Raw genomic sequence first — 12,611 nt, forward strand, 5'->3', positions numbered from 1 at the left:
CCGTGTCTGGGCCCGGCGTGTGGGAGAAGATGGACTCGTGTCCGAACCTGACCCAGACCTGCTCGTCGAACTCACCGATGTTTCCGTCGTCCGTGGAGGTACGACGCTCGTCGGTCCGGTGTCGTGGAACGTCGAACTGGACGAGCGATGGGTCGTGCTGGGCCCGAACGGCGCCGGCAAGACCACGTTGCTGCGAGTCGCGGCCGCGGAGTTGTACCCGACCACGGGTGTCGCCAACGTTCTGGGCGAATCTCTCGGCCACGTCGACATCTCCGAGTTGAAGCCACGTATCGGCTTGTCCTCGTCGTCGCTGGCGGGACGCATTCCCGCCGACGAGGTGGTCGCGGACCTGGTCGTGTCCGCCGGCTACGCCGTGCTCGGCCGGTGGCGGGAGAAGTACGACGCCGTCGACGACGAGCGTGCGGTGAACATGCTCGAGACGGCGGGAATCGAACACCTCGCACGCCGAACGTTCGGCACTCTGTCCGAGGGTGAGCGCAAGCGGGTGCTCATCGCCCGTGCGTTGATGACCGATCCCGAACTGTTGCTCCTCGACGAACCCGCCGCAGGTCTCGACCTGGGTGGCCGCGAGGACCTCGTGGCCATCCTCACGGATCTGGCGATGGACCCGGATGCGCCGGCGACCGTCCTGATCACGCACCACGTCGAGGAGATCCCGCCCGGCTTCACACACGCGATGTTGTTGAAGGAGGGCGGCGTCGTGGCCCAGGGCCTGATCGACGACGTCATCACCGAGGAACATCTGTCGACGGCGTTCAGTCAGGGCATCGCGCTGGACCGGGTCGACGGACGATTCTTCGCCCGCCGCAAGCGGAGTCGGTCCTCGCACCGGCGCGCGAGATGAGCACTCCCGCAGCTCTGCGTGATGCGTCCACCGTCCTTCTCCTGCGCGATGGTTCGGCCGGTCTCGAGGTTTTCCTGCAACGCCGGGTCGGACGGATGGCGTTCGCTGCCGGGATGACGGTCTTCCCCGGAGGCGGGGTCGACCCGTCGGACCGCACACCTGCGGACGGCAAGGATCGATGGGTGGGTCCCGCGCCGTCGTGGTGGGCCGAGAAGTTCGAGACCGACGACGGGACTGCCCGCGCGCTGGTCCTCGCGGCCGTGCGCGAGACGTTCGAGGAATGCGGCGTCCTCTTCGCCGGATCTGATGCGGAGTCGGTGGTCGCGGACACGGCCGAGTACGCGGAGGGTCGACGCGCGGTGGAGCGGCACGATGTGGCGTTCGGCGCTTTCCTTGCCGACGCGTCCCTGGTGGTGCGCGCCGATCTGCTGACGCCGTACGCGCGGTGGATCACCCCGGAGGGGGAGACCACGCGCCGTTACGACACCAGGTTCTTCGCGGCGGCGGTGCCGTCGGGTCAGCGACCGGACGGTGAGACCTCCGAGGCGTCGGACGCGTCGTGGGTCCGCCCGTCCGTCGCGCTGGAGGAGTTGCGGCGCGGCGACCGGGTCATGCTGCCGCCCACCTGGGCCTGCCTGAGGCAGCTCGGTGCGCACGACACGGTCGAGAGCGCCATGTCCGACACGGTGGACCTCGCACCGGTGTGTCCGCGTGTGACGACCACGGACGGTGCCGTGCGAGTCGACTTCGCCGACGCCGGGGCGTACTACGCCGATCTCCCGTGACACCCACCCGGTAGCGTCCACGGGCATGGCTGAATTCGTGACCCTGGACGTCCGCGACGGCATCGGGACCATCCGCTTGTCCCGACCACCGATGAACGCGCTGAACCGACAGGTCCAGGGTGAACTGCTGGAGGTGTCGCGCGCCGCGTCGGAGAATTCCGACGTCCACGCTGTCGTCGTGTACGGCGGTGAGAAGGTGTTCGCGGCGGGTGCGGACATCAAGGAGATGGCGGCGATGTCCTTCGGGCAGATGACCGACGCCATCGGCAGCCTGCAGGCCGGGCTGGGCGCCGTGGCGGCCATTCCGAAGCCGACCGTCGCCGCGATCACGGGGTACGCGCTCGGCGGCGGCCTCGAGGTGGCACTGGCCGCGGATCGACGCATCGTGGGCGACAACGCGAAGCTGGGTGTTCCCGAGGTTCTGCTGGGGGTGATCCCCGGAGGCGGCGGCACGCAGCGGCTGGCTCGGCTCATCGGTCCGAGCAAGGCCAAGGACATGGTGTTCACGGGTCGATTCGTCGGAGCCGAGGAAGCACTGAGCATCGGTCTCGTCGACGAGGTCGTCGCTCCCGACGCCGTCTACGAGGCGGCACTGGCATGGGCTCGGCAGTTCGTGGGTGGCGCGTCCCGCGCACTGGCCGCAGCCAAGGCGGCCGTCGACGAGGGGCTGGACACGGACCTGGCGACCGGCCTCAAGATCGAGGCGCACGTGTTCGCGTCGCTCTTCGCCACCGAGGATCGGGCGATCGGCATGGCGTCGTTCCTCGAGAACGGTCCCGGCAAGGCCACCTTCACCGGCAACTGACGGACTCGCTCCTCACACCAAGTAGGCTCATCGTCCATGACCGCTCGTGAACCGCACCCCGACACCGCCGCGACGACCGACGCCGGGTCCGACCCGGCGCCGCGTCCGCACGCGAGCGCCGAGGAAGTGCAGGCTGCCCGGTCCGACACCAAGCTCGCCCAGGTCCTCTACCACGACTGGGAAGCGGAGACCTACGACGACAAGTGGTCGATCTCCTACGACGAACGTTGCATCGACTACGCCCGCGGACGGTTCGACGCCGTGGCCGGAGATCAGGCACTTCCGTACGGGCGCGCTCTGGAACTGGGCTGCGGCACCGGCTTCTTCCTGCTGAATCTGATGCAGAGCGGCGTCGCTGCCACGGGATCGGTCACCGACCTGTCTCCGGGCATGGTCAAGGTCGCACTGCGCAATGCCGAGCACCTGGGGCTCGACGTCGACGGCCGCGTCGCCGACGCGGAGACCATCCCGTACGAGGACGACACGTTCGACCTCGTCGTCGGTCACGCCGTGCTGCACCACATTCCGGATGTCGAGCAGTCGCTGCGCGAGGTTCTCCGCGTGCTCAAGCCGGGCGGGCGCTTCGTCTTCGCCGGCGAGCCGACGACGGTGGGCAACTTCTACGCCCGCTGGCTGGGACGGCTGACGTGGGAAGCCACTACCCGTACGACCCGCCTGCCGTTCCTCGCCGACTGGCGGCGCCCGCAGCAGGAGCTGGACGAGTCCTCGCGTGCCGCGGCTCTCGAAGCCGTGGTGGACCTGCACACGTTCGATCCGACGGAGCTCGAGAACATCGCTATCGCGGCCGGAGCCGACGAGGTTCACGCCAAGACCGAGGAGTTCGCCGCGGCGCTCCTCGGATGGCCGGTGCGCACCTTCGAGGCAGCCGTCCCGGCCGAGAAGTTGGGCTGGGGCTGGGCCAGGTTCGCGTTCAACGGATGGAAGTCGCTGAGCTGGTTAGACGAGAACGTGCTGCACCACGTCGTTCCGCGCGGCTACTTCTACAACGTGATGATCACCGGCACCAAGCCGGACTCCGCGTCGAGCTGACACTCTCCACACGTGGGATACGCGTTCGACGTCCACGATGTCGCGCACCTGTCGGCCCGCCCCGATGAGCTGACCGAGGTCGACGGCTATTCGCTGACCCCGGCGTCGTTGGTGTCCGACATCGGGCGGATCAGGTCGACGTTCGGCGACCGTACGGCAGCGCTGGTCGAGACCGTCACCCTGCGTCGACGGGCTCGCGTCAAGTTGCCCTCCGCATCGTCCTGGTTGTTCACCGACGATGCCCTGCAGCAGTCCACCACGGAGCTGGTGTCGCGGCACCGGGCCGAGCGGCTACGTGGTCGACGGGTGCACGACGTCACGTGTTCGATCGGGACCGAGCTGCACATCCTCCGTGACACGGCCGAGATGGTCGTGGGCAGTGACCTGGACCCGGTGCGTCTCGCGATGGCGCAGCACAACGTTCCGGGCGTCCCCGTGCTGCGGGCCGACGCTCTCACCCCGACCACGCGCGATACGGTCGTCGTCGCGGATCCGGGTCGACGGGCCGGGGGTCGACGCCGTCACGACCCGGCAGCGTTGGAACCGCCGCTGCCGGCCTTGCTGGACGTCTATGCCGGTCGCGACCTCGTCGTGAAGTGCGCGCCGGGCCTCGATGTCGACTCCCTGGATCTCGACGCTCGCGGGGTGCGGGCCGAGGTGGAAGTGGTGTCGCTGGACGGCGGTGTCCGAGAGGCATGCCTCTGGTTCGGGGGAGTCGCCGACGCATCAGTTCGTCGTCGGGCGACCGTGCTGCGATCGGACGGGACGCACTGGACTGTCACCGACACCGAGCCCGACGACATCGACGAGGACAGGGAACCCGGCCGCTACATCGTCGACCCCGACGGCGCGGTCGTGCGGGCTGGTCTGGTGCGGCACTACGCCGCCCGACACGGCTTGTGGCAGCTCGATCCGCGCATCGCGCATCTCACGGGCGATGCTCTTCCCGCCGACACCACCGGATTCGAGATCGTGGAGCGCCTGCCGTTCACGGAGAAGATCCTGCGGAAGCGGTTGGCGGAGTGGGACTGTGGATCACTGGAAATCCTGGTGCGCGGGATCGACGTCGACCCGGCCGTTCTCCGACCTCGGCTCGACTTGCGCGGCAGTCGGCCCATGAGCCTGGTGATCACGCGGATCGGACGAACCGCCGCAGCCTTCGTCTGTGGGCCACGAACGTCCGGCGCGCAGACGGATCAGCGGAACGAGTAGAGAGCACCCAGTGCAGTCGGAACGACGACCTCGCCCTCCGGGCCGACGACGACACCGGGGCTGTATCCGGTCGAGCCCGGCATCGCATCCGTGTCCACGGTCTCGCCGGTGGTCAGGTCGAACGTCACGAGCGACAGTTCGTCGTTGCCGGTGACGGTGTACCCGGTGGAACCTCCGGCCAGTGCGGGAGATCCTTGCTGCACCAGATCGTCGCGCTTCCACAGGCTTTCGGGCCGATCACCGGCGTCGCGGATGGCCTGCAGGCGACTGCCGGCCCCGCCCGCCGGGACGATGATGCCGTCGGGGGAGACGGCGACGCTGCCGGCCGCGCGATCACCGACGAAGTACGACCAGATGGGGGTGCCGTCCTCGGTGGAGTACGCGCGTACCGTGCCTTCGACGTCGGTGAGGTAGACGCGCGAACCATCGGGCGAGAGAACGGGACTCGACGTGACCGAACTCGGCAGCAGCGGTGAGGACCACGCTTCCTCGAGCGACGGGGTGTCACCGCCGGTGTAGGTCAGGGCGACCAGTTGCGGGGCGATCGCGCCGGCGCGCCACAGCACGACGTACACGGTCGAGGAGCTCGGATCGACCGCGGGCGATGCGGCGACGGCGCAGTCGGGTCCGCCCACGAGGCAGGTCAGCAGACCGTCGTTCGCCGGGCGCAGTTCGGCATTCGGTGAATCGAGGGGGAGCGGCGGTGGGACGAGATCGAGGATCGGCGCCACGGCGACACCGGTCTGGTTGCTCAGGACGTTGGTCTGACCGAACTGGGTCATCACCAGCACGTTGCCGTCGGGAAGGAACTGGGGTGTCCGGGGCACGCCGTACACCGGTGTACGCCAGCGAAGTTGGCCGTTGGGGTTGATCGAGCTCATGCTGCCGTCGTCGCCGGCGTAGAGGTTGGACGCCGTGTCCGCGACGGCGGTCGAGGAGATACCGGACGGTCCGAGGGAATTGCAGAACCGCTTACGGCCCGTCGCTCCCTGGAACGAGCCGAGGGCGCACCCCACATCCCCGGTCGACGTGACCGTCACCTGGCCGTCGGGTCCGATGGACGGCCGAGTGGCCGTGGGCGCACCGAGGGGGCGCATCCAGTCCAAGGAGAGCTCACGCGACCCGTTCGTGGTCACCGAGGCGCTGTTGTGAGCGTCCGCCAGACCTCCCTGCCACCCGGCGTGCCCGAAGATGTCGATGGGATCGGTGTCCGACGCGCAGGCTCCCAGAAGGAGCGCACTCACCGCGGCGACGGACACGGCGGCGGCCCGTACACGGGCGGCGGGCGCCGGCCGACGAGCGCGAACCGAGGCCCGCGTGTTCTCGTCGTGCATGCACTCTCCTGACGGTCTGTCCCTGATCGGCACGCACGAGACTATCGGCTGAAAAGATCCGCCCGGCCCCCGGCCTGCGGATGGTCCTCACGACAGTAAGGTGCCGGTCATGACGAGCATGTGGAACGCGCCGCTGCGGACACGGTGGAAAGGTTCGCGTCGACGGGACGCCGACCAGGCGCGGTTCCTGACGCCCGCGTCGCTGAAGTGGGTGATCGAGCACAAGGCGTACACGCCCTGGTATCTGGTGCGGTACTACCGCCTGGCGAAGTTCAAGGCCGCCAACCCCCATGTGGTGTTGCGCGGCATGGTGTTCCTGGGCAAGAACGTCGAGATCCACGCGACGCCGGAACTGGCGCGGCTCGAGATCGGGCGCTGGGTGCACATCGGTGACGGCAACGCGATCCGGTGCCACGAGGGGTCGTTGCGCATCGGTGACAAAGTGGTCTTCGGCAAGGACAACGTCGTCAACACCTATCTCGACATCGAGATCGGTGCGTCCACGCTGGTGGCCGACTGGTGCTACATCTGCGACTTCGATCACCGCACCGACGACGTCACGGTGCCCATCAAGGATCAGGGCATCGTCAAGTCGCCCGTGCGCATCGGACCCGACACGTGGATCGCGGCGAAGGTGACGGTGCTGCGCGAGACGGTCGTCGGTCGCGGATGCGTCCTGGGTGCGCACGCGGTGGTCAAAGGCCACGTACCCGACTACGGCATCGCGGTCGGTGCGCCCGCTCGCGTCGTGCGCAATCGGAAGGCGGACTGGGAGGCGGGCGCCGAGGATCGGGCGAGATACGTTGCTGCACTGGAGGACATCGCGCGCAAGAAGGCCGCGGGACCCGACCCGACGGTCTGAGACCTCAGTCGCGTTCGGGTAGCGGACGTTCCACGATGTCCGGCCGGCCGGACGGGAACCGCACACGACGTTTCGCGTCGGTGTAGACCGCCTCGGTCTCGGCGGCGACGCTCTTCCAGTCGAAGTCGGACGTCAGCCGAGCCCTGGCGGCCTCACTGCGTCGGCGAGTGCCGACCGGATCGTCCAGGGTGCGTCGCACCGCGGCGGCCAGGGCGGCGGGATCGCCTGGCGGAAAAGACATTCCGGTGACGCCGTCCACCACCGCCTCGCCGAGCCCTCCCGAGGTCGACGCGACGAGAGGGGCCCCCGCCGCGGCACCCTCGAGGGCGATGATGCCGAACGGCTCGTAGCGGCTGGGAAGCACCAGCGCGTCGGCGCGGTGCAGGTGGCCCAGGACGCCCTCGTGTTCCAGCGAGCCGACGAAGGTGACCGAGCGGCGGACGCGGTGGATGCGTGCGAGATCGATCAGCCAATCCACCTGGGTCCCGTCGCCGACGACGGTCAGCGTCGTACCCGGGTGCGTCCGGCGGATACGGGGAAGCGCGGCGATGAGGTCCTGCACGCCCTTCTCGTATTCCAACCGTCCGACGTAGAGGAGTGACGGCGCACCGACCCGCCGAGTCCGCGGCTCGAACGACCATGTGCGCGTGTCGATCCCGTTGCGGATGACGTGCGGCGGCGCGGGGAGTGGACCGAAGAGTCGAGTGACCTCGTCCGCCATCGAGGCGGAACAGGTGATGACGGCGTCGGAGTCGCGCGCGAGCCACCATTCGATCGAATGGACCTGACGGTTCACGCGACCGGATACCCAGCCGCTGTGTCGCCCCGCCTCGGTCGCGTGGATCGTCGACACCAGGGGCACGTCGTAGAACTCGGCCAGCGCGATCGCAGGGTGTGCCACCAGCCAGTCGTGCGCGTGCACGACGTCGGGAACCCAACCGTCGCCGATTCCCGGCTTGGACAGGGCGAGTCCGGCACGGACCATGGCGTGACCCATGGCCAACGTCCACTCGATCATGTCGACGCCGAACGTGAAGTGCGCGGGATCCTCCGCGACCGCGACGACCAGGACACCCTCGGCGACATGCCCGACGGTGGGGTGCGTGGCGGCATCCGTTCCGGTGGGTCGGCGGGAGAGGACCACGACCTCGTGGCCGGCGGCGGCGAGTTCGGTGGCCAGGTGGTGGACGTGCCTGCCCAGTCCGCCCACGACGACGGGTGGGTACTCCCACGACACCATCAGGACCTTCATGCCGATGCCTTCCCGCTGCCGGTATTCGAGGCTCGCAGTCGACGCGCATCGAGGTCAGGAAACAGATCGTCCGCCTGGTTCCACCCCGACGCAAGAGCAGCCGCGCGGTCGTGGTGCCCGCGGATCCTGGCCTCGGCGATCTCCCGGACCGCATGAGCGTGCTTGTGCGCCCGTTCCCGCGCGTAGTGCGCGGCCGAATCCTTGCTCACCATGAATGCCCAGTCGCTCGAGAGCGTCAGCATCGTCTCGCGCAGGATCTGATCGGCGACGCGGTCGCGCAGACCCGTGCCGCCGCCGGCATCCACGGCGGCGAGTGCCGTCGCGGTGACCTCGGCATTGAGGTCGACGAGGTCGTGCACGGGTTCGCCGGCCCAGACGCGCCAGTCCTTCCCGGACCCCCAGGAGGTGTCGGGGAGCTCCACCGGTGTTCCGACGAAGCCGTCCCGGCGTGCCCGATTCAATGTCCCGATGCGGATTCCCGCCTCGGGAAGTGCGCGCAGCACCCCGGCCAGCCACGCGGGACCCTCGTGCCACCAGTGCCCGAACAGTTCCGTGTCGAATGCGGCGACGACGAGCGCCGGTGCACCGGTGCGATCGCGCTCGGAGCGCAGTCGATCACGGACGACGTCGACGAAATCGTCGACGTGTCCGCGCACGGCCGCGGCGGCCAGGGCGGGGTCGTAGGGAGCCTTGTCCGGACCGTCGACGTGGCGTCCCGTGACGCGCGCCGGCTTGAGTCCGGTCGCGTGGTCGTAGGTGTGGAAGTCCCGGTAGGCGGCGTGACCCGGGTAGCCGGACTTCGGCGACCACACCCGGTAGCTGACCGACAGGTCCCGGCCGAAGGCGACGACGTCCGAGGTGCCGACCGGCCGTCCCGCGGACGTATCACCGTGCAGCGCCGGGCCGTCGACCATGAAGTGCCCGACTCCTGCGCGTGCGTAGTCGTTCTCCATACCGGAGGTGAAGGCGCATTCGGGCGCCCAGATGCCGTCGGTTGCCCGGCCCCACCGACGTACCGCGTCCGCCCGTCCCTCGCGCAGGGCGAAGGTGCGCAGACGTGGGTCGAGGAGTGGCTGGAACGGATGCATCGACGGGCCGCCGAGCAGTTCGACCGCGCCGTCGTCGGCGAGTCCGCGCAGCAGTGGTGATCCACCGTGACGCCAGTGGGTCTCGAAGTCGCGGAGTGCGTCCGCGGCGCGCCGGTGCTCTCGGTGCCCCAGCGCGCGGCGGTCGGGGTCACGGGACGCCGCGGCCTCGTCGGCTCTGAGCTGCCAGTTGCCCAGCCAGTGGTGCATTCCGTCGAGGCTGTGCGAGTCGTCGAGCTGTGCGGCGAGTACGGGGGTCACCCCGAGCGTCAGCAACTCGGTCCGTCCCTCGTCGGCCAGGGTCCGGAGTTCGCGGACGACGGGCAGATAGGAGTCGGCCCAGGACTGGTACAGCCATTCCTCGCCGACCGGCCAGCGTCCCTGGTGCGCGAGCCACGGCAGGTGGGAATGCAGCACGAGGGCGAACATGCCCGGTTCGGTCGTGCCTGATCCGGTCACGCAGTCGTGCCTGACGGCTTCCGTGCGACGGCGACGAGATCGAGGCTGTCGTCGATGTCCTCGGCCCGCAGGTCGAAGTCGTCCGAGGTGATCCCGGCGACGTCCCGCACGAGCGCGTCCGGCCAGGGTTCCCCAGCGAGGGCGCGCTCGATCTGCGCGTCGATGAAGGACCCGCCGTGTGCCCGGTCGAGCTCGCGAAGCCGCGCGCCGTGATGCACACCGGTGACCGCGTCGATGTCGAACCCGGCGTCGTGCAACAACTCTCGGAGTTCCCGGTCGTTCAACTCGCGAGTGTGGAACGGGTTGAGCGGCGTGTCGCGGCCGGGGGAGAAGGTGATGCGGTTCGGGGTGGAGATCAGGAGTCGGCCACCCGGTACGAGCACTCGGAAGCACTCGCGGAGGAACTGCGCCTGGTCCCACAGGTGCTCGATCACCTGGAAGTTCACCACGGCGTCGACGCTGCCGGTCCGCAGTGGAAGGGACGCGAGGTTGCCCCGCGTCATGGCGACGGACGGGTAGCGCCGGTCCACGTGCTCGGCCGCGCTGCGGTCGTAGTCGAGTCCGATCACCTGCGTCGCCGACTCCGCGATCATCGCGGCGCCGTAGCCCTCGCCGGAACCGGCCTCGAGCACGACCTCGCCGGAGCAGGACGGGGCGAAGTGCCGGTAGACGACCTCGTGGCGACGGAACCAGTAGTTCTCCTCGTCGATGCCGGGGACCGTGCGTTCACCGGTGAGGGGGAGTGCTGCCCGGGTAGCGTCGCTCATCCGGGCGAGAGTAGTTCCCGCCGGGGGCGGCCGGGAAATCGGTCCGCGGCCGGCGTGCGCGACACCTGATCGGCGAAGGACGTGCTGACGGGGGGGTGCTTTTCCCGCGCGGAAGGAGTAAGTTACCCATCAGTAACCACGAATGGGGTAACGTCCACGACACGACGGACCCGAGGTCCGCTTCGGGTCCGCGCTACGAATTCACGACAAGCACGAACTGCACGACAAGCACGACAGCGCATGACCTGATTCACCGACACCGGTACACAGGAGGAAGACGAAGACCATGACGAACATCGTCGTTCTGATCAAGCAGGTTCCCGACACGTGGTCCGAGCGCAAGCTCTCCGACGGCGACTACACGCTCGACCGCGACGCGGCCGACGCCGTGCTCGACGAGATCAACGAGCGGGCCGTCGAGGAAGCACTCCTCATCAAGGAGCGTGACGGAGGCGAGGTCAAGGTCCTCTCCGCCGGTCCCGACCGCGCCACCGAAGCCATCCGCAAGGCCCTCTCCATGGGTGCGGACAGCGCAGTGCACGTCAACGACCCCGCCATGCACGGTTCCGACGCAATCCAGACCGCGTGGGCTCTCGCAGCCGCACTCGGACAGGTGGAGTTCGAGAACGGCGAAGCGGCCGACCTGGTCATCGCCGGCAACGAGGCGACGGACGGTCGTATCGGCGCCGTTCCCGCGATCATCGCCGAGTACCTGGGCATCCCGCAGCTCACGCAGCTGCGCAAGCTCGTCGTCGCCGACGGCAAGGTCAGCGGAGAGCGCGAGACCGACGAGGGTGTGTTCGGCCTCGAGGCGGAACTCCCGGCCATCGTGAGCGTCACCGAGAAGATCAACGAGCCGCGCTTCCCGTCCTTCAAGGGCATCATGGCCGCCAAGAAGAAGACGGTGCAGGTTCTGACCCTGGCCGACATCGGCGTGGACCCGGAGACGGTCGGCGTCGCCAACGCCGGCACCACGGTCACGACGGTCACCCCCAAGCCCCCGAAGACCGCCGGTGAGCGCGTCAACGACGAGGGAGACGGCGGCACCAAGGTCGCCGAGTACCTGGTCGCGCAGAAGATCATCTAGATCCCCGTCACCGGCATACATCCTTTCCGCACGAAGCATCTCAGGGAGAAGCACCATGGCAGAGGTACTCGTACTCGTCGAGCACGCCGACGGGGCATTGAAGAAGGTCACCAGCGAACTGATCACCGCGGCTCGCGTCCTCGGTGAGCCGTCCGCAGTCGTCACCGGTGCGCCCGGCACCACCGACGCGATCGCCGCCGCACTGACCGAGGCCGGCGCCGCGAAGATCTACGTCGCCGAGTCCGCGGACGTCGACGGCTTCCTGGTCACGCCGAAGGTCGACGTGCTGTCGTCGCTGGCGGAGTCCGTCTCGCCCGCCGCGATCCTCACGTCCGGCGGTATCGAGGGCAAAGAGGTCGCCGGTCGTCTGGCCGCGCGTCTCGGCGCCGGACTGCACCAGGACGTCGTCGCGATCAACGCCGACAAGTCCGCCACCTACTCGATCTTCGGTGGAGCGTTCACCGTCGAGGCGAAGACCAACGGCGACGTTCCGGTCATCTCGCTGCGCCCCGGCGCCATCGAGGCGGAGCCGCAGGCAGGCGCCGGCGAACGTGTCGACGTCGAGGTTCCCGCCCAGGAAGACGCCGTCGTCAAGGTGACGTCGCGTGAGCCGGTCGCCGGTGGCGACCGTCCCGAGCTCACCGAGGCATCGGTCGTCGTGTCCGGTGGACGTGGCGTCGGCAGCGCCGACAAGTTCTCCGTCGTCGAGGATCTGGCCGACTCGCTGGGTGCCGCTGTCGGTGCCTCGCGCGCAGCCGTCGACTCCGGGTACTACCCCGGACAGTTCCAGGTGGGTCAGACGGGCAAGACCGTTTCCCCGCAGCTGTACGTCGCACTCGGTATCTCCGGCGCCATCCAGCACCGCGCCGGCATGCAGACGTCGAAGACCATCGTCGCCGTCAACAAGGACGAGGAAGCGCCGATCTTCGAGATCGCCGACTTCGGCGTCGTCGGTGATCTCTTCGCGGTCACGCCTCAGCTCGCCGAGGCAGTGAAGAAGCGCAAGGGCTGACACCCGGACATCACCGAAAGGTCCCGTTACCCCGAC

At 68.8% G+C, this 12,611-nt stretch carries 12 protein-coding genes; 8 read left to right on the plus strand and 4 right to left on the minus strand.

Going from position 1 to position 12,611, the window contains the following annotated elements:
* Window positions 1-37 precede the first annotated feature (37 nt).
* From AC0IX4_RS10350 to AC0IX4_RS10370, 5 genes are read left to right on the plus strand one after another with little or no spacing between them, the layout of a single operon-like run.
* On the plus strand, window positions 38-865 hold the full coding sequence (locus AC0IX4_RS10350; protein ID WP_042576477.1) for an ABC transporter ATP-binding protein: 828 nt from the start codon (window positions 38-40) through the stop codon (window positions 863-865).
* Window positions 862-1,650, plus strand: coding sequence for an NUDIX hydrolase (locus AC0IX4_RS10355; protein WP_471828904.1), 789 nt, complete (start codon window positions 862-864; stop codon window positions 1,648-1,650). The genes AC0IX4_RS10350 and AC0IX4_RS10355 overlap by 4 nt, the downstream gene beginning before the upstream one ends.
* Window positions 1,651-1,675: 25 nt before the next feature.
* Window positions 1,676-2,455 carry an enoyl-CoA hydratase/isomerase family protein gene (locus tag AC0IX4_RS10360; protein ID WP_471828905.1) on the plus strand — a complete coding sequence of 260 codons (780 nt, stop codon included), beginning with the start codon at window positions 1,676-1,678 and terminating at the stop codon, window positions 2,453-2,455.
* 36 nt (window positions 2,456-2,491) lie between these two features.
* Window positions 2,492-3,505 (plus strand): class I SAM-dependent methyltransferase, encoded by a 1,014-nt coding sequence (locus tag AC0IX4_RS10365; protein WP_056075923.1) that lies wholly within the window; start codon window positions 2,492-2,494, stop codon window positions 3,503-3,505.
* A 12-nt stretch (window positions 3,506-3,517) separates the two neighbouring features.
* A complete protein-coding gene (locus tag AC0IX4_RS10370; protein WP_471828906.1) occupies window positions 3,518-4,717 on the plus strand; it encodes a THUMP-like domain-containing protein in 1,200 nt (399 codons plus the stop codon).
* On the opposite strand, the gene AC0IX4_RS10375 is transcribed toward AC0IX4_RS10370, so the two are convergent.
* Window positions 4,702-6,051, minus strand: a complete 1,350-nt coding sequence (locus AC0IX4_RS10375; protein ID WP_471828907.1) for an outer membrane protein assembly factor BamB family protein — start codon at window positions 6,049-6,051, stop codon at window positions 4,702-4,704. The two genes, AC0IX4_RS10370 and AC0IX4_RS10375, sit on opposite strands and share 16 nt — an antisense overlap.
* Window positions 6,052-6,160: 109 nt before the next feature.
* On the opposite strand from AC0IX4_RS10375, the gene AC0IX4_RS10380 reads away from it, so the two are divergent.
* A complete protein-coding gene (locus AC0IX4_RS10380; RefSeq protein WP_056075932.1) occupies window positions 6,161-6,913 on the plus strand; it encodes an acyltransferase in 753 nt (250 codons plus the stop codon).
* Between the two features lie 4 nt (window positions 6,914-6,917).
* On the opposite strand, the gene AC0IX4_RS10385 is transcribed toward AC0IX4_RS10380, so the two are convergent.
* From AC0IX4_RS10385 to AC0IX4_RS10395, 3 genes are read right to left on the minus strand one after another with little or no spacing between them, the layout of a single operon-like run.
* A complete protein-coding gene (locus AC0IX4_RS10385; protein ID WP_471828908.1) occupies window positions 6,918-8,165 on the minus strand; it encodes a glycosyltransferase family 4 protein in 1,248 nt (415 codons plus the stop codon).
* Window positions 8,162-9,679: a 1,4-alpha-glucan branching protein domain-containing protein gene (locus AC0IX4_RS10390; RefSeq protein ID WP_056076382.1), complete on the minus strand. Its 1,518-nt coding sequence runs from the start codon at window positions 9,677-9,679 to the stop codon at window positions 8,162-8,164. Before AC0IX4_RS10390 ends, AC0IX4_RS10385 begins: the two co-directional genes overlap by 4 nt.
* Before the next feature lie 26 nt (window positions 9,680-9,705).
* Window positions 9,706-10,476: a class I SAM-dependent methyltransferase gene (locus AC0IX4_RS10395; RefSeq protein ID WP_042576485.1), complete on the minus strand. Its 771-nt coding sequence runs from the start codon at window positions 10,474-10,476 to the stop codon at window positions 9,706-9,708.
* A 286-nt stretch (window positions 10,477-10,762) separates the two neighbouring features.
* Between AC0IX4_RS10395 and AC0IX4_RS10400 the strand changes: the two genes are divergently transcribed.
* Window positions 10,763-11,563 carry an electron transfer flavoprotein subunit beta/FixA family protein gene (locus AC0IX4_RS10400; RefSeq protein ID WP_042576486.1) on the plus strand — a complete coding sequence of 267 codons (801 nt, stop codon included), beginning with the start codon at window positions 10,763-10,765 and terminating at the stop codon, window positions 11,561-11,563.
* A 55-nt stretch (window positions 11,564-11,618) separates the two neighbouring features.
* A complete protein-coding gene (locus tag AC0IX4_RS10405) occupies window positions 11,619-12,575 on the plus strand; it encodes an electron transfer flavoprotein subunit alpha/FixB family protein (protein WP_042576487.1) in 957 nt (318 codons plus the stop codon).
* Window positions 12,576-12,611 lie beyond the last annotated feature (36 nt).

Source organism: Rhodococcus sp. AC861 (genome assembly GCF_979256035.1).